The sequence below is a fragment of the Nocardioides pinisoli genome (assembly GCF_024199985.1).
Lineage (GTDB): Bacteria > Actinomycetota > Actinomycetes > Propionibacteriales > Nocardioidaceae > Nocardioides > Nocardioides pinisoli.
In genome coordinates this window covers 558,134-579,564 of sequence record NZ_JANARS010000001.1, presented here as the reverse complement: position 1 = coordinate 579,564, position 21,431 = coordinate 558,134, and the positions used below count along the sequence as shown (strand labels likewise).

Genomic DNA, 21,431 nt, shown 5'->3' with positions numbered 1-21,431 from the left:
CGGTCAGTGCGGCTGCCAGGCGTCGTCGTCCTCGGTGAGGGCGGCGACCTCGGCCGGCAGCGTGCCGTCCGCGAGCTGCTGGATGGTGACCTGCTCGAAGACGTTGCGCAGCGAGTGCCGGGCCGCGATCCACACGTGCTGCAGCACCTGCGCGCTGTCGTCGTACTCGACCGACTCGGGACGCAGGCCGTAGACCGACACCAGCGGCCCGTCGACCGCCCGGATCACGTCGGCGACCGTCACCGTCTCGGGCTTGCGCGCGAAGCGCCACCCGCCGGACTGGCCGCGCTGCGACACCACGATGTCGGCACGGCGGAGGTCGGCGAGGATGGCCTGGAGGAACCCGTGCGGGATGCCCTGCGCCTTGCCGAGCTGCTCGGCGCTGACCGCCGTCCCGTCGGCGCGCACCGCGATCTCGATCAGGGCCCGGAGGGCGTAGTCGGCTTTGGCGGAGACGCGCATATGCCCAGTTTGTCAGATATGTCGGCAGAGACAGTGCTCTTGGTCGACGGGCACCCCGCACGCGGCCGTACGCCGCCCCGGCTGGGACGGCGTACGACGACCACGCGACCGGGCGTCAGGCCGTGGCGGTCTCGAGCTCCGGCTCGTCGGCGAGCGCGGCCCTGGACAGGCGCTCCTGCTTGACGGCCCACACGATGGCCCAGATCCACAGGACGAGGACGACGGCCGCGGTGGCGGCGACGCCGACGCCCGGGACGCCGGCGGTCTCGAGCAGCGTCTTGGAGTTGGTCAGGATGATCAGGCCGCCGGCCGCGGTGCCCAGGACCCGGGGGGCGAGGCGCCTGACCAGCCAGGCGGCGATGGGGGCGGCCACGACACCACCGGCGAGCAGGGCCGCGGCGAAGCCCCAGTTGATCCCTGCGGACCCGAGGCCGAAGAGGAAGCCGAGCGATGCGCCGACGGCGACGACGAACTCCGAGGCACCGATGGAGCCGACGACCTTGCGCGGCTCGAGGCGACCGCTGGACAGCAGCGACGTGGTGCCGACCGGGCCCCAGCCGCCGCCACCGACGGCGTCGAGCGTGCCGGCGACGAGGCCCATCGGGGCCAGGAAGGCCGCCGAGGGCCGCCCCTTGAAGCTCGGGCGGGCGCCGCCGAGGCGCAGGAAGCGGTAGACGACGTAGAAGCCGAGGCTCAGCAGGATGATCGCGACGAGGGGCTTGGCGACCGCGGCGTCCAGGTTGGACAGCAGCGTCGCGCCGGCGAAGGCGCCGACGAAGCCCGGGACGGCGAGGATCGACACCGTGCGCCAGTCGACGTTGCCGAACTTGTGGTGCGAGACGCCGGACACGAGCGAGGTGCCGAGCTCGGAGAAGTGGACGGCTGCCGAGGCGGCGGCCGGGGCCACACCCACGGCGAGGAGGAGGGTCGACGACGTCACGCCGTAGCCCATGCCGAGGGACCCGTCGATGAGCTGGGCGATGAGGCCCACGACACCGAGAACGATGAGCTTGCGCATGGAGCGGAGGTCCTTCCGGGACGGGACAGCAGGCAGTAGTCGTGCGACTGGGGTATGTCAGGTGAAAGAGTAGACATACTTTGGGTGATAGACAAAACCGACCTGGTGCGCGGCGTGTCCTCGCACCGGGTGCGGACGCTGCGCGACGTACGTCCTCCCACCCGTCCGGACCGGCGTTTCGGCGTTCGTGTTGCGCGGAGCCCGGTTGCGAGGCATCATTTTGTTACCGGCGAGTAGCACGTGGCTCCTCCAGCACGGCTCGCCCCCAAGAACACCCCCGAGCGACATGGACAGGTGGAAGCTGTGAGCCACTACAAGACCAACCTCCGCGACATCGAGTTCAACCTCTTCGAGGTGCTCGGCCGGGACGACGTGCTCGGCACCGGCCCGTTCGGCGAGGTCGACGGCGAGAGCGCGCGCGAGATCCTCCGCGAGGTCGAGCGCCTCTCCCGCGAGGACCTGGCCGCGAGCTACAAGGACAGCGACCGCAACCCGCCGGTCTTCGACCCGGCCACCCACACCGCTCCCGTGCCGGAGTCGTTCAAGGCGAGCTACCAGGCATGGATGGACGCCGAGTTCTGGCGCCTCCAGGTCTTCGAGGAGATGGGCGGCACCCCGGCCCCGTCATCGCTGATCTGGGCCATCGGCGAGATGGTGCTCGGCGCCAACGCCCCCGTGTGGATGTACGCCGCCGGCCCGGCCTTCGCCAACGTGGTCCACCGCAACGGCAACGAGCGCGACAAGGCCGTCGCCCAGCACATGGTCGACCGCCAGTGGGGCTGCACCATGGTGCTCACCGAGCCCGACGCCGGCTCCGACGTCGGCGCGGGCCGCGCGAAGGCGACCCCCAACGACGACGGCTCGTGGAACATCACCGGCGTCAAGCGCTTCATCACCAGCGCCACGCACGACATGAGCGAGAACATCATGCACCTCGTCCTCGCGCGCCCCGAGGGCGTGGAGGGCGTCGGCGGCCCGGGCACCAAGGGCCTGTCGCTCTTCTGGATGCCCGAGCACCACTTCGACCTCGAGACCGGCGAGCTCACCGGCGAGCGCAACGGCGTCTACGTCACCAACGTCGAGCACAAGATGGGCATCAAGGTCTCCAACACGTGCGAGGTCACCTTCGGCGACCCGCAGGTCGGCGGCGGCGAGCCGGCCAAGGGCTGGCTCCTCGGCGAGGTCCACGACGGCATCGCGCAGATGTTCCAGGTCATCGAGAACGCCCGCATGATGGTCGGCACCAAGGCCATCGCCACGCTGTCGACCGGCTACCTCAACGCCCTCGACTACGCCAAGGAGCGCGTCCAGGGCGCCGACCTCACCCAGGCGGCCGACAAGACCGCGCCGCGCGTGACGATCACCCACCACCCCGACGTACGCCGCTCGCTGATGACGCAGAAGTCGTTCGCCGAGGCCATGCGCGCGCTGGTGCTCTACACCGCCACCTGGCAGGACCAGGTGATGATCGCCGAGCACGAGGGCACCGCCGACTCCGACGAGGCCCGCCTCGCCGCCGCGGTCAACGACCTGCTGCTCCCGATCGTCAAGGGCTACGGCTCCGAGCGCTCGTGGGTGCTGCTGGGCACCGAGTCGCTGCAGACCTTCGGCGGCTCCGGCTTCCTGCAGGAGTACCCCGTCGAGCAGTACGTCCGCGACGCCAAGATCGACACCCTCTACGAGGGCACCACCGCGATCCAGGGCCAGGACTTCTTCTTCCGCAAGATCGTCAAGGACCAGGGCCGCGCGCTGGGCCACCTCGCCAAGGAGATCGAGGGCTTCATCGCCTCCGAGGCCGGCAACGGTCGCCTCAAGACCGAGCGCGAGCTGCTCGCCACGGCCCTCGAGGACGCCAACGCCGTCGTCGGCCACATGATCAACGACCTCATGTCGTCGGCCGAGGAGCTGCGCAACATCTACAAGGTGGGCCTCAACACCTCCCGCCTGCTGATGGTGCTCGGCGACGTCGTCTGCGCCTGGCTGCTGCTGCGCCAGGCCGAGGTCGCGCTCGACAAGCTGGCCGGCGACGTGTCGGCCAAGGACAAGGCGTTCTACGAGGGCAAGGTCGCCGCGGCCCAGTTCTTCGCGCAGACCAACCTGCCGAAGATCAGCGCCGAGCGCGCCATCGCCGAGGCCACCACCCTCGAGCTGATGGACCTCGACGAGGCCTCCTTCTGATCGTCTGAGCCAGATTGATCGTCTGAGCCAGACGCCGCTCCTGCGGGGGAGTCACCGGATATCCGGTGACTCCCCCGCTTTGCACCCGGGATCTCGACCTCAAAGCAGGGAACCCGGGTGCACAGCACCCGATGACAGGTGTCACGGGCAGGTCGTGACACTTCGGCGAGGGGCCCGGGCCCGTACGCCGACAGGCTGGGCACATGACAACCCCAGCCATCCGCGCGACCGGGCTCCGCAAGGCCTTCCGCTCGACCGACGGCACGCCCGTGGTCGCGGTCGACGACGTCGACCTGGTCGTCCAGCCCGGCGAGATCGTGGCGTTCCTCGGCCCCAACGGAGCCGGCAAGACCACGACGGTCGACATGCTGCTCGGCCTCACGACGCCCGACGCCGGCACGATCGAGGTCTACGGCACCTCCCCCGCCGACGCCGTACGGCTGGGGCGGGTCTCCGCGGTCATGCAGACGGGCGGCCTCCTCAACGACTTCACGGTCGGCGAGACCGTGCGCGCGATCGCCGCGCTGCACGGCCGGTCCGACCGCGTCGAGGTCGTGCTCGACCGGGCCCGGCTCACCGACCTCGCCGGCCGGCGGGTCGAGGCCTGCTCGGGCGGGGAGCAGCAGCGGCTGAAGTTCGCCCTCGCCCTGCTGCCCGATCCCGACCTGGTCGTCCTGGACGAGCCGACCACGGGGATGGACGTCGGCGCGCGGCAGGAGTTCTGGCGGGCGATGCGCGAGGACGCGGCGCTCGGCCGCACGATCGTCTTCGCCACCCACTACCTCGCAGAGGCCGACGAGTTCGCCGAGCGCACCGTCCTGATGAACCACGGCCGGATCGTCCACGACGCACCGACGACCGACGTGCGGGCGGCGTACGGCGGTCGCACCCTCACCTTCCGGCCGCCCGCGCAGGCGGTCGGCCCCGACGGCATCGACGCCGACTGGCTGAGCCGGGTGCACGAGGCCCTCGCGCCCCTCGGCGTCACCGACGTCGACGTCTCCGCTGCCAGCCTGGAGGCCGCCTTCCTCGCCCTGACCGCCGCGCCCGAGCTCGAAGGAGCCACCCGATGAGCACCACGACCCTGACCGACCCGCGTGCCGTGGACGGCGTACGCCCGACGCCCCGGCCGGCCATGGCGACGTACGCCCGCCTCGACCTGCGCCGCCAGCTGCGTGACCGGATCGGGATGTTCTTCGTCGTCGGGCTGCCGACCTTCATGTTCCTCGTCTTCGGGCTCGGCTCCGACGACCCGGTCGGCAGTGGCAACGTCGCGATGTACGTGATGATCTCGATGGCCGCCTACGGGGCCGTCACCGCGACCACCAGCGTCGCCGGGAGCGCGGCGACCGAGCAGGTCATGGGGTGGGGTCGCCAGCTCGGCCTGACCCCGATGCGACCGGTCGCGTTCGTGGTCGCCAAGGCGGCCGTGGCCATGTCGGTGGCAGCGGTGCCGGTGGTCGCCATCTACGCCATCGGCGCGGCCACCGGCGCGCGCGGCGACTGGTCGGACTGGCTGCTGTCGGGCGCGGTGGTGTGGCTCGGCTCCGCGCTCTTCGCGGTCTACGGACTGGCGGTCTGCCTGGTCTTCCGCGGACACAACGCGGCCGGCATCGCGTCGGGGATGATCGTGGTCCTCGCCTTCCTCGGCAACGTCTTCACGCCGATGAGCGGCTTCATGCTCGACCTCGGCCGGTTCACGCCCCTCTACGGCTACGTCGCCCTGGCCCGCTTCCCGCTCACCGACGGGTGGCTGCCCGTGGGTGGTCGTGACCCGCTGTGGCTGCCGGTCGCTAACGTGCTCGCGTGGACGGTGATCTTCGGGCTGGTGGCGCTGTGGGGCGTACGCCGGAGCCGGGCGCGCACGTGACCACCGTCGAGGGCGGGCAGCCGCTGCCCGACAACCCCTGGGAGAAGTGGGGGTGGGCCTTCGCCGCCATCTGGCTGGTGTTCCTCGCCTTCCCGGTCATCGCGGTCGTCGAGTCCGAGGCCGCGATGCCGGCGAAGGTCGTCACGTTGCTCTGCATCGCCGGCTTCGCCGTGGCCAACGTGCTCGGCTACTCGTCCCGCCTCGGGCCGTGGTGGGCGCTCGGCTCCATGCTCGTCCTGGCCCTGGCCACCGTGCCCGTGATCGGCATCGGGGTCATCTCGTTCACGCCCTACCTCGCGATCCTCTCGGCACTCCAGCTGCCGAGGCCGTGGTGGAAGTGGGCCGTCGGGGTCTGGGCGGCCTTCCCGCTGCTGTCGCTGCTCGACATCGACGGCTTCCCGACCTTCTTCTTCCTCATGCTCTGGCCGGTCATGATCGGCGGCGTGATGCTCCGGCTCTTCGGCGAGCGTGAGTACGTCGCGAACGCCGCCCTCCGCGAGCACGCGGTGGTGATCGAGCGCGAGCGGGTGGCCCGCGACGTGCACGACGTCCTCGGGCACTCGCTGACCGCGCTCTCGGTGAAGGCCGAGCTCGCCGCCCGTCTCATCGACATCGACCCCGCCCGCGCCAAGCAGGAGCTGGAGTCCATCCAGGCGACCGCGCGCCAGGCGCTGGCCGAGGTGCGGGCGACGGTCGGCGGCCTGCGCGCCGGGAACCTCGAGGCCGAGCTGGCTGCCGCACCCCGCGTGCTGGCGGACGCCGGGATCACCACGACCGTCGACGGCTCCGTCGCCGACACCGACCCGCGCCACCGGGCGCTGCTGGCCTGGGTGCTGCGCGAGGCCGTCACCAACGTCGTACGCCACTCGCGGGCGCGCTCCGTCGTCATCGAGCTCGGTCCCCGCGGCATCGCCGTGACCGACGACGGCACGGGCTGCGACGGCGCGGAGGGCAACGGCCTGCGCGGGATGCGCGAGCGCGTCACGGGGGTCGGCGGCACGCTCGACGTCGGGCCGTCCTCGCCCGGTACCCGGGTGGAGGTGGTCCTGCCGTGATCCGGCTCCTGCTCGCCGACGACCAGGCGCTCGTGCGCGGCGCGCTCGCCGCGCTCCTCGACCTCGAGGCCGACCTCGAGGTGGTGGCGCAGGTCGGCCGTGGCGACGAGGTCGTCGACGCCGCCCGTGCCTCGGGGGCCGAGGTGTGCCTGCTCGACATCGAGATGCCGGGCCTCAACGGGATCGACGCCGCTGCGGCCCTGCGACGCGAGCTGCCCGGCGTACGGTCGCTGGTCGTCACGACCTTCGGCCGGCCCGGCTACGTCCGTCGCGCCGTCGAGGCGGGCGCCTCCGGCTTCGTCGTCAAGGACACGCCGGCCCGCCAGCTCGCCGACGCCGTACGACGCGTCCACGCCGGCCTGCGTGTCATCGACCCGGACCTCGCCGCCGAGTCGCTCATCGACGGGCCGAGCCCGCTCACCGGTCGCGAGCGCGAGCTCCTGACCCACGCCCTCGACGGCTCACCGGTCGCCACGATCGCTGCGCGGGTCCACCTCTCGGAGGGCACGGTCCGCAACCACCTGTCGGCCGCGATCGGCAAGACCGGGGCCACCACCCGCAGCGAGGCGGCCCGGATCGCGCAGGAGCGCGGCTGGTTGTAGGCCTCAGAGGTCGCGGCGCTCCTCCACGTGCGTGGTCTTCGAGCGCTGGTTGTTCATCACGAGACCGAGCACGAGGGCCAGGACGCCCGCGATGACGAGGATCCACCCGACCGTGGTCGGCTCGACGACCTCCTGGAGCGAGTCGGGGAACTCGTTGATGGCGAAGAGCAGGATCAGGCCGATGACGAGCAGGAGGATGCCGAGTCCGATACCCATGACGACTCCTTCGTGAGGTCGGTGCGCGAGGTGCGGCCGCCCGGGGTTGCGGCCGCTCCCGGCAGCGTAGGGCCCTCCGCCTCAAAGATGTCCGAGACTCCCCCTACGCTCTCCCCATGACGCAGCCCGTCGACGCGCCCAGCACGGACCAGGACCGACTCGCCGCCCTCGTCGCCCTCTGGTGGGGGGCCATCGACTCCTTCACCCGCGTGCTGGAGCACGTCGCCGACGACCAGTGGTCCACGCCGACCGACCTGCCGGGCTGGGACGTCCGGGCCGTCGCCGCCCACACCGCCCACCTGGAGGCGCTGCTGGCGGGGCGCCAGCACGAGGAGGTCGACATCGGCGAGGCGCCGCACGCGCGCGGGATGATGGGCCGCTTCACCGAGCAGGGCGTGCTGGCCCGGCGCGACGAGACCCCCGACGACCTCATCACCGAGATCCGCGAGTCGACGACCGCCCGCCACACCCAGCTGCTGGCCGACCCGCCCACCGACGCGTCCGCGCCGGCGCCGGGAGCCTTCGGCGCCATCGGCTGGACGACCGGCCTGCTGCTGCGCAACCGCCCGCTCGACGTGTGGATGCACGAGCAGGACGTGCGCCGCGCGCTCTCGATGCCGGGCAACCTCGACTCCGCGGCGGCGATCCACACCGCCGACTACCTGATGGAGAGCCTGCCCTACGTCGTCGCCAAGCGGGCGCAGGCGCCGGTCGGGTCCGTCGTACGCCTCGAGGTGAGCGGCCACGAGCCGGTGACCGTCGCGGTCGGGGAGGACGGGCGTGGCCGTCACGCCACCCCGGAGGACGGCGAGCCGACCGTCACCCTGGCGATGGATCGCGAGACCTTCGTCGTGCTCGCCGGCGGTCGCCGCACCGCCGCCGCCGACGACGTACGACTCACCGGCGACACCGATCTCGGCCGGCACGTCGTGGCCTCGCTCGGTGTGACGCCGTGAGCGCTGCCTGGACGCCCGCCGACATCGGCGACCTGACCGGCCGCACGGCCGTCGTCACCGGCCCCACGCTGGGCGGGCTCGGCTTCCACACCGCGCTGGAGCTCGCCCGCCACGGTGCCCGCGTCGTGCTCGCCGGACGTACGCCGGACAAGATCGACGCCGCTGCCGACGCGATCGCCGCCGAGGTGCCCGGGGCCACGACCGACGCGCTGGTGGTCGACCTGGCCGACCTCGGGTCGGTGCGCGTGGCGGGCGAGGCGGCCGCCCGGTTCGGCGCCCTCGACCTGCTGGTCAACAACGCCGGCATCATGGCCCCGCCCCTGCGCCGCACGGCCGACGGGCTGGAGTCGCAGATGGCGACCAACCACTTCGGGCCCTTCCTCCTCACCGGGCTGCTGCTCGAGCAGCTCGCGGCCTCGGGCGACGGGCGCGTGGTGACGCTGTCCTCGCAGATGCACCGCGTCGCCCGGTCCGCGCCCCTGGGCGACCCGCGCACGCCGCGGCGCTACAGCAGGTGGCACGTCTACGGCCAGACCAAGCTCGCCAACCTGCTCTTCACCTTCGAGCTCGACCGACGCCTGCGGCGCGCCGGCACGCCGGTGCGCGCCCTGGCCGCACACCCGGGGCTGGCCGGCACCCACCTCGCCGTCAACGGCCAGCTCGGCACCACCCGGGGTCGGCGTGCGGCGATCATGGACGGCGCGGTCAAGCTGGTCTCGCAGTCCGCGGAGGCGGGCGCGCGTCCCACCCTCATGGCGGCCACCGCCGACCTGCCGGGCGCGACCTACGTCGGTCCCAGCGGTCCCGGCGAGGCCTCCGGTCCGCCCCGGATCGTGGGCGCCTCCGGGCTCGCGCGCGACGAGGTGGCGCAGCGGCGCCTGTGGGAGATCAGCGAGACGACCGTCGGGCTGTCGTGGCCGCAGCCATGACGCGGCTGACGCGTCGGGTGACGGCCTAGCGGCGGTCGCGCACCCGCACCAGGCCAGCCCTGGTGCCGGCGTAGGCCGCACCGTCGCGGCCGAGCACGACCGAGCCGTCGTTCGCGGCGAGCAGCCCGGTGCCGGTGCGCACACCCCAGCGACGGCGCCCGGTGTCGGCGTCGATGGCCGTGAGGTACCACGCGCTGACGCCGGTCAGCGACGGGCGCTTGGTCCAGGCGTAGAGCAGTCCGGTGGGACGGCTGGCCACGGCACCGGACGACGCCGACACGGCGTCGGTGGTCCAGGTCAGCGCGCACCGACCGTCGACCAGGTCCACCCGCGCGACTCCCGCGCCGGCGGTGAAGCCGAGCAGGGACCTGCGCGACGACGAGTAGCCGGCGTCGTTGGCGACCACCACCCCGGCGCCGAGGTCGGCGAGCGTGCTGCGGGTGGCGCCCTCCCCCTCCTCGAAGACGGCCTGACGGCACACCGTGCGTCCGTCGTCGCGGGCGAGGAAGCGCACGCCCGTCCGGTCGTCGACCTCGTCTGTGATCGCCAGCGTCCCGCGGTCGGTCAGCACCGGCGCCGAGCCGCTGCCGCCGTCGTACGCGCTGCGCCAGGTCGGCTGCGGCGTGCCGTCCGCGCCGACGACCAGGCGGTGCACGGCCTCGTCGGTCACGACGTACGCCGCACCGGGGTCGACGGCCAGGTCGTGCCCGACCTGCTCGCGGAGATCGACGACGCCGACCTGTCCGGTCGCCGGATCGATGGTCCCGACGAGCCCGGCGCGTGAGGCCCACCAGACCCGGCCCGACCAGTCGGGGGCGACCGCGACGAGGCAGTCGCCGTAGGGGACGTAGGGCTTGAGGTCCCACGTGGGCTCGGTCTCGAGCCCCGGCTCGCCCTCGTGGGACGTGCGCACCGCGACCACCGTGCGGTCACCTGTGGCGGTCACGGCGCGGTCGGTGGCGTCGAGGTAGAAGGTCTCGCCGTCGCAGTCAGAGCCCTCGGGGACGTCGGGCAGGTCCTGCGAGGCGACCGGCCGCAGCGTCTCCGGGTCGACCACGCGCAGGCTGCGGGCCTCGCGCTCCGAGCAGAGCGCGACGAGGAGGTCGGTCGACGTCAGCTCGATCCGGCTGCACCGCTGGAGACCGAACCACGCGGTGTCGACCTCGGGCTGCAGGCCCAGCGGCCCCGGTCGGTCGGCAGGGTCGCCGGCGGAGCGGTGGGGGTTGGGCGGGACCTCCTCGGCCGGCACCGGGTGGGGCGACGCCGGGCGTCCGACGTACGACGGTCCGGCCCAGGCGCCCGGCGCGGGCGGGATCGGCAGCCAGCCGTCGGGGACGACCACGACCGCGAGGGCGAGGGCGACAGCGACTCCGGCCGTCCAGGCCACGACGCGGCGACTGACGTAGGCGCGGTCCTGCACCCACCAGCGGACCCGCGGGACGGCGAGGAGCCCGGCGGCGAGGAGCAGCACGACCGGACCCTGCGCGAGCCAGAGCAGCAGCAGCGCGACGACCAGCCAGACCACCGGGCGACTCTAGGTGAGTCACACCCGTCCCACCGGGAGGCGCATCGGGACCGGCCCGATGCGTGCGTCACATGTCAGCCAGGGGCAGGCGAGGCAGGCGGGGCCGCGGTGCGGTCACGGTGAGGTCAGCGAAGAAGCCGTGACCACTGCCGTTGCGCAGGAAGACGCGCGAGCGTCGCGGCGCCGGCACACGGGAGCGCGGAACCTCGTGGATCGGGATGACGTCGGCGTCGGGTCCCGCGCCGTCCTCGGCCGCGGGCCGGGCGACCAACGAGCCGGTGAACTGCTCGAGCGACTTGATGCGGCCGGTGAGATCGATCCCCTGGGTGTCTCGGTCGTGCTTCATCGGCGGACTCCTTCTGTCCCCACCTGACGGCCCCCCACGGACCGCCTGGACCCGACACTAGGAGCGACGCCACCGCGCTTCCTTTACTCATGGAAGTCTGGGAGAAGCCTTCGGGAGACGGTCCAGACCAGGACCGCCCAGTCCCCTGGATCCTTGACCGGCACTCCGATCCGCGCCCTTGCGTGCACCGTGCAGGCAGTTCGCGCGTCAGGACCCGGCCGTCGCGCTCAGCCACGCCCGGGGCGCCTCGAACTGCCTGCATGGTGCTCGGGGCGAGCAACGTAGGCATTTCGGCAGCCGGTCCGCGCGGCTCGCACTCTGCCAGCTTCCGGTGCGCGCGAACTGCCTACGTTGGGAGCCTGGGTCCGGACACGCGAGAGCCGGAGGACGCACGACGAGTTGTCGTACGACCTCCGGCTCGGACCGGCAATCCCCTGTGCTGCCGGTCTGGCGTTGTCAGGCGACCGGCTGGCGCTCCGTGGACCCCACGTCCACGGTGGTGCGCGGCCGCGGCACCGACGGCCGCGCCTCAGCGCTGACGTCGTGCCCGGACGGCACCGAGCCGATGCGGATCATCGGGCCACGCCCGACGTGCCGGTCACCTTGGTGGTGGTGCTCGTGGTCATCTCGTTCTCCCCATGTCGAGTGCTCACGACATGAAGGATGCTCCCGGCCCCGTTCTGATACATCCGTGTTTCTACCGAGGTCCAGACCAGTCGCCGGGGAGCCGAGAGGCGCGCGTCAGGCGGCGGCCCGGGCCTCGCTCTCGAGCTTGCGGCCGAGCAGGCGGCGGGTGCGGCGGTCGCCGGTGGCCATCTTGTAGAGGATGGCGAGCTGCTGCGGGGCGTTCTTCTTGTTGGTCGTCGCGAGCCAGCCGTTGGGCAGCGAGAGCCGGATGACCTTGTGCCAGGCGGAGGCGACCTGCGGGACCATCGGCCGCGAGCAGTAGGTGAGGTCGTACTTCTCGAAGAGGGCCTGGACCTTCGGCGCGATCTCCCCGTAGCGGTTGGACGGCAGGTCGGGGAAGAGGTGGTGCTCGATCTGGTGCGACAGGTTGCCGGTCATCAGGTGGAGGAACTTCGAGCCGGAGATGTTGGCGCTGCCGAGCATCTGGCGGACGTACCACTCGCCCTTGGTCTCGCCCTCGATGGAGCGCTTCTCGAAGGTCTCGACGCCCTCGGGGAAGTGGCCGCAGAGGATGACGGAGTTGGACCACAGGTTGCGCACGATGTTGGCGGTGAAGTTGGCCGCCAGGGTCGGCACGAAGGAGCCGGTCGGGATCGACAGGGCCGGGTGGACGACGTAGTCCTTGGTGGCCTGCTTGCGGATCTTGCCGAGCACCTGCTTGGCACGGCGACGGAACTCGGGGTCCTTGGTCTGCTTCTTCTTGATGACCGAGCCGAGCTCGAGGTCGTAGGCGGCGATGCCGTACTCGAAGAAGACGGCGTTGATGAAGCAGAAGAGCGGCTGGGCGAGGGACGCCGGGGTCCAGGTCTGGTCCTCGTCGACGCGCATGATGCCGTAGCCGAGGTCGTTGTCCTTGCCGATGACGTTGGTGTAGGTGTGGTGGAGCTCGTTGTGGCTGTGCTTCCACTGCTCGGCCGGCGAGGCCATGTCCCACTCCCACGTCGAGGAGTGGATCTTGGGGTCGCGCATCCAGTCCCACTGGCCGTGGAGGATGTTGTGGCCGATCTCCATGTTGTCGAGGATCTTGGAGATGCTCAGGCCCATGGTGCCGAGCACCCACGCCGGCGGGAACGCGCTGAAGAGCAGCACCGCGCGCGAGCCGAGCTCGATCTTGCGCTGGGTGTCGATGACACGGCGGATGTAGGCGGCGTCGCTGGCGCCGCGGGAGTCGATGACGTCCTGGCGGATCGCGTCGAGCTCGATGCCGATCTGCTCGATGTCGGCCTCGGTGAGGTGGGCGATCGGGTTGGTCTGGCCGAGCACGGCCTTCTTCTGCACGGTGGTCATGTCGCTCTCCTGGGGGGTGTCGGGAGGTCGGGGGTCAGTGGTCGATGTGGCACGGGCCGGCGGCGGCGTTGATGCAGGTCTGCACCTTGATGTCGCCGGTCTCGCCGGGCACGGCGGTCGTGATCGCGCCGTTGCGGAGGTCGCGCACGCTGCCCTCGCGCAGGGGGATGACGCAGCCCATGCAGATGCCCATCCGGCAGCCGCTCGGCATCAGCATCCCGGCGTCCTCGGCGGCGTCGAGGATGGGCGTCGCCCCGTCCAGGTCGAGCGTGGTGCCCGAGCTGAAGGTGACGGTGCCGCCCTCGCCGGGCTCGACGCGCGCGGTGCGGAACTGCTCGGTGGTGAGGCTGAGGCCCGCGTCCGCGTGGTGCGCGGCGAGCGCGTCGAGGAGGCCGGCCGGGCCGCAGGCCAGGGTGCGCCGCTCGGCCAGGTCGGGCACGAGCCCGGCCAGGTCGTCGACGGAGAGCACGCCGTGCTCGTCGTCGTAGCGGGCCACGAGGCGGATCGCGCCGGCGGCGTCGAGCGCCTCGAGGTCGCGGATGAAGATCGAGTCGGGGTGGCTCGGGGCGACGTGGACGACGACGATGTCGTGGTCGGCGCTGCGGGCCGGGCGGAGCACGCCCTCGTCGGTGCTCGGGAAGAGGTTGCGCAGCATGCCGATGACGGGAGTGATGCCCGAGCCGGCGGTGACCATGAGGTGCTTGCCGCCCTCGGGCGGCAGCACGAACTCGCCCGCGGCCTGCTCCAGGTGGACCAGCGTGCCGGGACGGGCCTCGTGCACGAGGTGGTTGCTCACCAGGCCGTCGGGGACGGCCTTGACGGTGATGGAGATGCGGCCGTCGCGGCGCGGACCGTGGGTGAGCGAGTAGGCGCGCCACTGGCGTACGCCGTCGACGTCGATGCCGATGCGGAGGTACTGGCCGGGCACGTGGCCGGCCCAGTCGGCGCCGGGGCGGATCACGATCGTGGCGGCGTCGGCGGTCTCCGGGTGGATCGACTCGATCCGTCCGCGCAGGTCGGCGCCGGAGCGCAGCGGGGCGAAGAGGTCCATGAAGTCGGACGGCAGGTAGGGCGTGGTGGCCGCCTCGGCGACGCGCACGAGCTGGTCGGCCAGTCGACGGCTCCGGGCGCTGCCGCGTGTGGGCGGCTCGAGAGTCGTGGTCATGACATTCAATCTGCCCGGTCGACGGGCGATCTTCCTGCCTGTGACACGTGAATCGGGGGTAGACTCTTGTTCGCAGCGAACAATAACGACCTCAGGAGTCCCGATGGTCACTCGCCCTGTGCGCCCGACCACACAAATTCAGACCGTCGTCGGGCTCGACCCGAACGTGGCGGCCGCGCTGCGGTCCCACCTCGCCGAGGTCGCCGACACCGCCGTCCTCACCATCGTCGAGGAGGTGCCCAGCTATGCCGGCGCGTGGAGCGGCCGGATGGGCGAGGTGATCCGCAACGCCGTGCAGCTCGCCCTGGGCGGCTTCCTGACCCTCGCCACTCGCCAGGACGCCGAGGCGCCACCCAAGGCGCCGGCGATCGAGGGCGCCTACCAGCTCGGCCGCGGCGAGGCACGCAGCGGACGGACGGTCGAGGCGCTGCTCGCCGCCTACCGGATCGGCGCCCGCGCGTCGTGGCGCGACATGTCGGGGGTGGCGGTGGAGGCCGGGGTCGACTCCGGGCAGCTCGCGAGGTTCGCCGAGCTGGTCTTCGCCTACATCGACGAGCTGTCCGCGGCCTCGGTCGCCGGGCACACCGACGAGCTGGAGAGCAGTGGACGCGTCCGACAGCGCAACCTCGAACGGCTGGCGCGTGCCCTGCTCACCGGAGCGCCCGCCGACGCCGTCGCGGCGGCGGCCGAGCGCGCGGACTGGACGGCACCCGCGACGCTGACCGCGCTCGTCCTGCCGGAGTCGCAGGTGTCGCACGCCCTCACCGCACTCGACCCGCGCACGCTCCAGCCGAGCGACGACGTCCCCGGGCTGCCGGAGGGGCACGCCTCGCTGCTCGTGCCCGGCACCGGGTCGGCCACGTCCCGGCGCACGCTCCTCCGCGCCCTGCGCGGGACCGACGCCGTCGTCGGCCCGGGCGTGCCGTGGCTGGACGCCGCGGCGTCCTACCGCCGCGCCCTCCGGTGCTCGGACCTCGGGATCGAGGGGCTGGTCGACTCCGACGAGCACCTCGCCTCGCTGGTGCTGACCGCCGACGCCTCCGCCCGCGACGACCTGCGGGCGCGGGTGCTCGCCCCGCTCGCCGACCTGCGCCCCTCGACGGCCGAGAAGCTCACCGACACGCTCCGCAGCTGGCTGCTCCACCACGGCCGCCGCGACGCCGTGGCCGAGGAGCTGTTCGTCCACGCCCAGACCGTGCGCTACCGCGTCGGCCAGCTCCGGGAGATCTACGGCGACCGGCTCGAGGACCCGGCCTTCGTCCTCGACGCGACGCTCGCGCTGGCGTAGGAACTGCCGCGAGCCCGCTCGCAGGCGCAGTTGTAACGCCGGGTTACCGCCTGTTCCGACCCTGATGCATCTGGGTGGGTAGTTGCACCAACCCGGCGTTACAGCGGGTGTTGGGCTCAGGGGCGGGTGTACGCCGTCTCGCCGGCGACCCAGGTCACGGCGACGTGGTCGGCGAAGGACCGCAGGCGAGCGGCGTGGTCGCGGTCGGAAGCGCCGTCGAGCGGGTCGGCGTCGAGGAGCACCAGGTCGGCGGGATGGCCGGCCGCGACCGTGCCCCAGCCGTCGGTCGAGGCGGCCAGGGCCTCGCGGGCGGTGATCGACTGCTCGGGGTGCCACGGCTCGCGGTCGTCGCCCGAGCGGTGCACGGCCGACGCGACCGCCAGCCACGGGTCGAGCGGGGAGACGGGGGCGTCGGAGCCGAGCACGACGTCGGCACCGTCGTCGAGCATCCATCGCAGCGGGAAGCACCGCTCCGCACGACCGGGCCAGAGGCGCTCGGTCACGTCGCGGTCGTCGAGCAGGTGGGCCGGCTGCACGCTGGCGCGCACGCCGAGCCGCGCCATCCGTCGTACGTCGTCCCGCGTCGTGAGCTGCACGTGCTCGATGCCACCGCGGGCGCCGGTCTCCTCGAAGGCGGCGAGCGCCTCGCTCACCGCGCGGTCGCCGATGGCGTGGACCGCGACCTCGAGGCCGCCGGCCGCGGCACGGGCCAGCAGTGCCCGCAGCTCGTCCGCGCTCTGGTTGGGCTGCCCCTCCTCGAAGCCGGGCACGGCCTTGTCCGCGTAGGGCTCGCAGCACCAGGCGGTGCGGGTGTTGAGGGAGCCGTCGCTGATGATCTTCAGCGGGCCCATGGTGAGTCGCTCCCCACCGTCGGGCAGCGACGTCGCGAGCGGGTCACCGGAGCGCAGGCCGCGGGACAGCACGTCGTCGAGGCCGTCGGCGTAGCAGGCGTGCCGGATCCGCAGGAGGTCGGCGCCGCCGGCCCACCGTGCCACCCAGTCAGCGACGCCGCCGCTGAACTCGAGGTCGACCAGCCCGACCACGCCCTGGGCCGCCGCGGCCTCCATCGATCGGCGGTAGGCGTCGGGGCCGGTGCCGTCCTGCCCGAGCACCGAGGCCAGCCGGCCGTAGGCCATGAACCACTCGGCCTCGCTGACCACGCTGTCGCGGATCGGCAGGGCGAGCGCGTGCAGCGCGACCGTGTTGAGCCAGCCGTGGTGCCCGTCGCCCGCGATCAGCACGATCGGCTGGTCGGTGTCGATGGCGTCGAGGTCGGTCACGGTCGGCATGTCTGGCCACGCGGTCGGCCGGTGCCCCCACCCGATGACGGGGAGGTCGGGCCACTCCTCGAGCCGCTGGCGCACCAGCGCCACGGCCTCGGCGCTCGACCGTGCCGGCCCGAGGTCGAGGCGGGCGGACGCCAAGGTCCACTGGCCGAGGTGGACGTGCTGGTCCCAGAGGCCGGGCATGAGCCAGCGTCCGCCCGCGTCGTACGACGACCCCTCCCCGGCCGGCGCGGGCCCGTCCAGCGCGGGCCCGACCTCGACGACGCGGCCGCCGTCGAGGCGCACGTCGACGGGCCCCGGGACGGCCTCGGTGACGGCGACGAGGCGGGCGTTACGGATGAGCATGGCGTCACGGTAGACGTGCCCGCGCTGTCGCGGGGCGGGGTGGCCGACAGTCGGTCCCCGTCCGTGCCGCGGCGGTCAGGGCCGGGACAGCTCGACGGCGAGCCCGCCCACCCAGACCGCGAGCGGGCGCGACAGCGCCGCGAGGTCGTCGGCGAGGTCGCCGTCGACGACGAGGAGGTCCGCGAGCCGGCCGGCGGCCAGGCGACCTGTGTCGATGCCGCAGTCCTCGGCCGCCACGGAGGTGGCGGTCGCGAGGGCCTCGTCGGCCGGCCACCCGCCATGGACCAGCTCGGTGACCGAGCGCCACAGGTGGCCGTGCGGCTTGGCGGGCATCGCCCCGGCGTCGAGCCCGGACACCACGCGGATGCCGTGCTCGCGGAGCCGGAGGGAGTTGGCGGCCACCCGGGCGAAGTGCTCGTCGCGGTCGGTGATGCCGATGCGCTCGAGCATCTCGCGGACGTGCGGCGGCATCGCCGACATGGCCGGGAAGCGCGACGGGTCGTTGCCGAGGGTGGGGCACACGGTCGCACCGGAGGCGGCGACCCGCGCCAGCAGGTTCGCCGGCGGGTCGGTGCCGCCCTCGGCCATGCAGGTGAAGTGCTCGAGCCCGTCGACCCCCGCCTCCACGGCCACCTCGGCACCGGCGACGGAGTGCGTGTGGGCGACGACCCGCAGCCCGGCCCGGTGGGCGGCGCCGACCATGTGGCGCATGGGCGCCAGGTCGAACTGCGCCCCGAGGTGGTCGCTGCCGGGCGTGAGGAACCCGCCGCTGGCCATCACCTTCACCAGGTCGACCCCGCGCTCGACGCGGTCGGCGACGGCGCGGTGCAGGGCGGCCGGGTCGTCCGGGTCGATGTCGCCCCCGAGGAACCAGCAGTGCCCCAGCGGGACGGTGATCGGCGGACCGGCGGCGAGCACGCGTGGCAGCCCCTCGGCCTCGCGTCCGCGGTGCGCCAGCACGCGGTAGCCCGCGTCGCCGAGGTCGCGGACGGTGGTCACCCCCGCCGCGACCTGCGCCCGCAGGCTGTGCGCCACCACCTCGTCCACCGCCGCGCGGTCCGCCGTCCCCGCCCACTCGAGGCTACCCCGCGTGCCCGGGAACGCCCCCGAGGCGACGAGGTGCACGTGGCAGTCGACCAGCCCCGGCAGGAGGGTGCCGCCGAGCTCGGTGACCGGTACGTCGTCGGGCAGCCCGAAGGCGGCGGGGCTCCACCCCGACAATCCGGTCGCCGTCCACCAGCACCGTCGCGCCGTCCGGCAGGAACTGCCTCCCGTCGAAGGCATGTGCCGCCCGCACCGCCCACCGCGTGACCATCCACCGATGGTGCGCCCCGGCGGCGTACGACGCACCGCGCACGCCGCGATGGACCAGACCACCCGCCCGGCTGACATGATGGGAGCGTGGAGTGGCGGGGGCCTGCAGCACTGGTCGCGCTCCTGGCGATCGGCGTCGGGGGCGGCTATGCCGCGTCCGCACAGAGCCGTGACGGCTCGATCGGGTCGGGCGTGCCCGCCCCGGTGCCGGCCCGGGCACCCGAGATGCCGGTCGAGGCACCCCAGCCCCCCGTCCCCGACCCCGACGACCCGCCGCTCAGGCCGGGGATCCCGATGGCCCCGGAGACCCGCGGCACCGGCAAGTTCGAGATCACCTTCCCCGCGCCGGTCGGCTGGACCACCAACGCCAGCGCCAGCAACGAGTGGAAGTGGAAGAACCCCGGCACGTCCAACAACACCTACGTGATGCGCATCGAGCAGATCAACAGCCAGGACATCACGATCGAGGACGCGATCAACATCCGGATCGAGCGCCTGCGCGACGAGCAGGACGAGGTCGACATCGTCAACCGCGGCGCGGAGACCCTCGAGTACACCTACCGCAGCAACGAGGGCAACGCCCGCCACAGCTTCATGCGCTGGCTCGACCTCGACGCCAGCGGGCAGGCCGACGTGGAGATCGTCGTGCACGGGCGCGAGCGGGACAAGGCAGGAGCGGAGGACCTGATCCGTCGGGTGGCCGAGGGCATGGAGGGGGCGGGCGGCGGGCCTGTCGGCTGAGCAGCTCCGCACGGACTAGATTGCGCTCGTGAACTGGCGGGGGACGGCAGTGCTCGCGCTGCTGCTCGCCATCGGGGTCGCGGCGGGGTTCGGCGCGTCCTGGGCCCTCGGCGACAACTGGTCCGGCGACACCCCGGCCGCGCCCGTGCCGGCCTCGCCGAGCCTGCCGATCGACCCGGTCCCCGAGCTGCTGCCCGATCCTCGCATCCCTCCGCTCGCGGAGGGACTCCCCCTGGTGCGCCAGTCGGTCGGCGCCGGGGACTTCCGCATCACGCTGCCGGTGCCGAAGGGCTGGGCGTTCTTCGAGAGCTCGCTCAACGAATGGCAGTGGCGTCCCCCTGAGCAGCCGGACTTCGGATACGTCCTGCGCGTCGAGCAGGTGCTGAGCAACCGCCGCTCGATCGAGTGGACGCTCGACCGGCGGCTGGCCGAGCTGCGCGAGGACGAGGGCAACGTCGAGGTGATCGACCAGACCACCGACAGCCTGCACATCTCGTTCGTCTCCGCCAACCACCTGCGCCACGCCTACCTGCGCTGGATCGACCCCACCGGGGGCGACAACGCCCAGGTGGAGCTCGCGGTGATCGGGCGTGAGGTCGACGACCCGGGCATGGCTGACCTCATCGCGCGCGTCGCGTCCGGCATCCGCCTCGGCTGATCGCGCGCGGGCCTCGACGACCCCGAGCGGCTCAGTACCCCGAGGCCTCGACGGAGTCGAGCACCCGGGCGGCGACGCCCCGCTCGTCGGCGCGGATCTGGATCCACAGCAGCTGGTTCTGGTTGACCTGGACCACACGCTCGACGGTGAGGTCGACCCCTGGGCACCCGCTGAAGTAGACGGTCATGAGCCTGTCGCCGTCCTTCTCGTCGAAGTAGGGGCCGCGCTGGATCGGGCAGGCGGCGTGGCCGGGGACGCGGGACGGCAGCTCCTCCCCGGGCAGGATGCCGATGAAGACCCCCTCGCCCGGGTCGTTCTCGGAGTTCCACCCCTCGCGGGTTCCGGCGGCCAGCGACGCCTGCTCGGACCGTCCCTCGAAGGGCACCCACTGGTCGGGGTCGACCTGGCCGGTCCAGGAATCGGGCACGGTCACGAAGAGCGTGCCGGTCGAGTCCTTGATGGTCTGCTCCGACGTGGCGTTGCGCTCCAGGGCCCAGCCCGCACCGCTGCCCGCCACCAGGGCGAGGACGGCGGCCGCGACCCACGGCCAGCGACGGAGGCGCCGGCGGGGCGCCGCGGGCGGCTGGTCGCTCGCCACCCCGGTCCGCTCCGGCCGGGACGCGGCGCGCGTCAGCTCGCGGTCGAGCGGGACCCAGGTCGGCGGGGTGTCGTCGTCCGGCTCCCCGAGTGCCTCGACCAGGGCCGCCGTGAAGGACGCGACATCGGGGAACCGGTCCTCACGGTCCTTGGCCAGGCCGCGGAGGACGACCTCCTCGGCGGCCGGGTTGCCGATGTCCATCGCCTCGGGCGGCGCCGGGTTCTCCGCGGCCGCGAGGCTCGCGTGGGAGTAGGGCTGGCGGCCGGTCAGCAGGAAGTAGCTCAGGGCCGCCAGCGAGAACTGGTCGGCCCGCGGGTCGAGCCCCTCGCCGAGCGCCTGCTCCGGGGCGACGTAGGAGGGCGTGCCGCCGGCCATCGTCAGCCGGGAGGACATGTCCATCGCCTTGCCGAGGCCGAGGTCGCCGAGCATCGCCACGATGTGCGCGCCGCGGCCGTTGTCGACGGTGCGGAAGAGGACGTTGGCCGGCTTCACGTCACGGTGCAGCACGCCGCGGTCGTGCAGGGCGCTGAGCCCGCGTCCGACCTGGGTGATCACCGACAGCGCCTGCGACCGCGACAGGGGCGCGAGCTCGACGAGGTCGGCCAGCGTGCCCTGGTCGGCGTAGGCCATCACGAGGTAGGGGCGGTCGTCCTCCAGCTCGCCGGCGTCGTAGACCGTGACGACGTGGGGCGACTCGACCTTGCGGAGGAACCGGCCCTCCTCGAGGAAGCGCTGCCGGACGTGGTGGTCGTCGGTCCAGTTGTCCGCCAGGACCTTGATGGCGACGGGGCAGTCGAGGTGCTCGTCGTAGGCGAGCCAGACCGTCGCGAAGGCCCCCGACCCGATGCGGCGGCGCACCGGGTAACGACCGAGACGAGTGGGAGCGGACACGTGGGCATTATCGT

The 21,431-nt window shown here is 72.9% G+C and carries 20 protein-coding genes; 10 read left to right on the top strand and 10 right to left on the bottom strand.

Translation table 11 applies throughout. The annotated features are described in order from the left end of the window. Positions 1 to 3: 3 nt before the first annotated feature. Both NCI01_RS02735 and NCI01_RS02730 read right to left on the bottom strand, forming a co-directional pair. The gene (locus NCI01_RS02735) at positions 4 to 462 is read right to left on the bottom strand and encodes an RrF2 family transcriptional regulator (protein WP_254179930.1); all 459 of its coding nucleotides are present in this window, start codon (positions 460 to 462) and stop codon (positions 4 to 6) included. Positions 463 to 577: 115 nt separating this feature from the next. Further along, positions 578 to 1,480, bottom strand: coding sequence for a sulfite exporter TauE/SafE family protein (locus NCI01_RS02730; protein WP_254179929.1), 903 nt, complete (start codon positions 1,478 to 1,480; stop codon positions 578 to 580). Between the two features lie 303 nt (positions 1,481 to 1,783). Between NCI01_RS02730 and NCI01_RS02725 the strand changes: the two genes are divergently transcribed. The 5 genes from NCI01_RS02725 to NCI01_RS02705 all read left to right on the top strand — a co-directional run bounded on the left by NCI01_RS02725 (position 1,784) and on the right by NCI01_RS02705 (position 7,185). Next, complete coding sequence (locus tag NCI01_RS02725) at positions 1,784 to 3,658, top strand: acyl-CoA dehydrogenase (RefSeq protein ID WP_254179928.1); 1,875 nt, start codon at positions 1,784 to 1,786, stop codon at positions 3,656 to 3,658. A 203-nt stretch (positions 3,659 to 3,861) separates the two neighbouring features. Next, positions 3,862 to 4,731, top strand: coding sequence for an ABC transporter ATP-binding protein (locus NCI01_RS02720; RefSeq protein WP_254179927.1), 870 nt, complete (start codon positions 3,862 to 3,864; stop codon positions 4,729 to 4,731). After that, positions 4,728 to 5,528, top strand: a complete 801-nt coding sequence (locus tag NCI01_RS02715; RefSeq protein WP_254179926.1) for an ABC transporter permease — start codon at positions 4,728 to 4,730, stop codon at positions 5,526 to 5,528. The genes NCI01_RS02720 and NCI01_RS02715 overlap by 4 nt, the downstream gene beginning before the upstream one ends. Continuing rightward, on the top strand, positions 5,525 to 6,583 hold the full coding sequence (locus NCI01_RS22535; RefSeq protein WP_254179925.1) for a sensor histidine kinase: 1,059 nt from the start codon (positions 5,525 to 5,527) through the stop codon (positions 6,581 to 6,583). Before NCI01_RS02715 ends, NCI01_RS22535 begins: the two co-directional genes overlap by 4 nt. After that, positions 6,580 to 7,185 carry a response regulator gene (locus NCI01_RS02705; protein WP_254179924.1) on the top strand — a complete coding sequence of 202 codons (606 nt, stop codon included), beginning with the start codon at positions 6,580 to 6,582 and terminating at the stop codon, positions 7,183 to 7,185. The genes NCI01_RS22535 and NCI01_RS02705 overlap by 4 nt, the downstream gene beginning before the upstream one ends. A 3-nt stretch (positions 7,186 to 7,188) precedes the next feature. Here the strand turns inward: NCI01_RS02705 and NCI01_RS02700 are convergent, their stop codons facing one another. Next, complete coding sequence (locus NCI01_RS02700) at positions 7,189 to 7,401, bottom strand: DUF6458 family protein (RefSeq protein ID WP_254179923.1); 213 nt, start codon at positions 7,399 to 7,401, stop codon at positions 7,189 to 7,191. A gap of 116 nt (positions 7,402 to 7,517) precedes the next feature. Here NCI01_RS02700 and NCI01_RS02695 point away from each other — a divergent pair, with 116 nt between their 5' ends. Then, entirely contained in the window at positions 7,518 to 8,357 is an 840-nt protein-coding gene (locus NCI01_RS02695; protein ID WP_254179922.1) for a maleylpyruvate isomerase family mycothiol-dependent enzyme, read from the top strand. Next, on the top strand, positions 8,354 to 9,286 hold the full coding sequence (locus NCI01_RS02690) for an oxidoreductase (protein ID WP_254179921.1): 933 nt from the start codon (positions 8,354 to 8,356) through the stop codon (positions 9,284 to 9,286). Before NCI01_RS02695 ends, NCI01_RS02690 begins: the two co-directional genes overlap by 4 nt. 25 nt (positions 9,287 to 9,311) lie before the next feature. On the opposite strand, the gene NCI01_RS02685 is transcribed toward NCI01_RS02690, so the two are convergent. The 4 genes from NCI01_RS02685 to NCI01_RS02670 form a co-directional block, all read right to left on the bottom strand. Next, positions 9,312 to 10,811 carry a PQQ-binding-like beta-propeller repeat protein gene (locus tag NCI01_RS02685; protein WP_254179920.1) on the bottom strand — a complete coding sequence of 500 codons (1,500 nt, stop codon included), beginning with the start codon at positions 10,809 to 10,811 and terminating at the stop codon, positions 9,312 to 9,314. A gap of 67 nt (positions 10,812 to 10,878) precedes the next feature. Further along, on the bottom strand, positions 10,879 to 11,157 hold the full coding sequence (locus tag NCI01_RS02680) for a hypothetical protein (protein ID WP_254179919.1): 279 nt from the start codon (positions 11,155 to 11,157) through the stop codon (positions 10,879 to 10,881). 741 nt (positions 11,158 to 11,898) lie between these two features. Beyond that, positions 11,899 to 13,131, bottom strand: coding sequence for a fatty acid desaturase family protein (locus tag NCI01_RS02675; RefSeq protein ID WP_254179918.1), 1,233 nt, complete (start codon positions 13,129 to 13,131; stop codon positions 11,899 to 11,901). 34 nt (positions 13,132 to 13,165) lie between these two features. Continuing rightward, a complete protein-coding gene (locus NCI01_RS02670) occupies positions 13,166 to 14,296 on the bottom strand; it encodes a ferredoxin reductase (RefSeq protein ID WP_254179917.1) in 1,131 nt (376 codons plus the stop codon). 103 nt (positions 14,297 to 14,399) lie between these two features. On the opposite strand from NCI01_RS02670, the gene NCI01_RS02665 reads away from it, so the two are divergent. Then, positions 14,400 to 15,584, top strand: a complete 1,185-nt coding sequence (locus tag NCI01_RS02665; RefSeq protein WP_254179916.1) for an RsbRD N-terminal domain-containing protein — start codon at positions 14,400 to 14,402, stop codon at positions 15,582 to 15,584. Positions 15,585 to 15,700: 116 nt separating this feature from the next. Here NCI01_RS02665 and NCI01_RS02660 read toward each other — a convergent pair whose 3' ends face one another. Continuing rightward, the gene (locus NCI01_RS02660; protein ID WP_254179915.1) at positions 15,701 to 17,215 is read right to left on the bottom strand and encodes an amidohydrolase; all 1,515 of its coding nucleotides are present in this window, start codon (positions 17,213 to 17,215) and stop codon (positions 15,701 to 15,703) included. A 75-nt stretch (positions 17,216 to 17,290) separates the two neighbouring features. Continuing rightward, positions 17,291 to 18,436 (bottom strand): amidohydrolase family protein, encoded by a 1,146-nt coding sequence (locus tag NCI01_RS02655; protein WP_254179914.1) that lies wholly within the window; start codon positions 18,434 to 18,436, stop codon positions 17,291 to 17,293. A 180-nt stretch (positions 18,437 to 18,616) separates the two neighbouring features. Between NCI01_RS02655 and NCI01_RS02650 the strand changes: the two genes are divergently transcribed. Both NCI01_RS02650 and NCI01_RS02645 read left to right on the top strand, forming a co-directional pair. Next, positions 18,617 to 19,270: a hypothetical protein gene (locus NCI01_RS02650; protein WP_254179913.1), complete on the top strand. Its 654-nt coding sequence runs from the start codon at positions 18,617 to 18,619 to the stop codon at positions 19,268 to 19,270. A 28-nt stretch (positions 19,271 to 19,298) separates the two neighbouring features. Further along, positions 19,299 to 19,928, top strand: coding sequence for a hypothetical protein (locus NCI01_RS02645; RefSeq protein ID WP_254179912.1), 630 nt, complete (start codon positions 19,299 to 19,301; stop codon positions 19,926 to 19,928). Between the two features lie 31 nt (positions 19,929 to 19,959). Here the strand turns inward: NCI01_RS02645 and NCI01_RS02640 are convergent, their stop codons facing one another. Beyond that, on the bottom strand, positions 19,960 to 21,417 hold the full coding sequence (locus NCI01_RS02640; RefSeq protein ID WP_254179911.1) for a serine/threonine-protein kinase: 1,458 nt from the start codon (positions 21,415 to 21,417) through the stop codon (positions 19,960 to 19,962). Positions 21,418 to 21,431 lie beyond the last annotated feature (14 nt).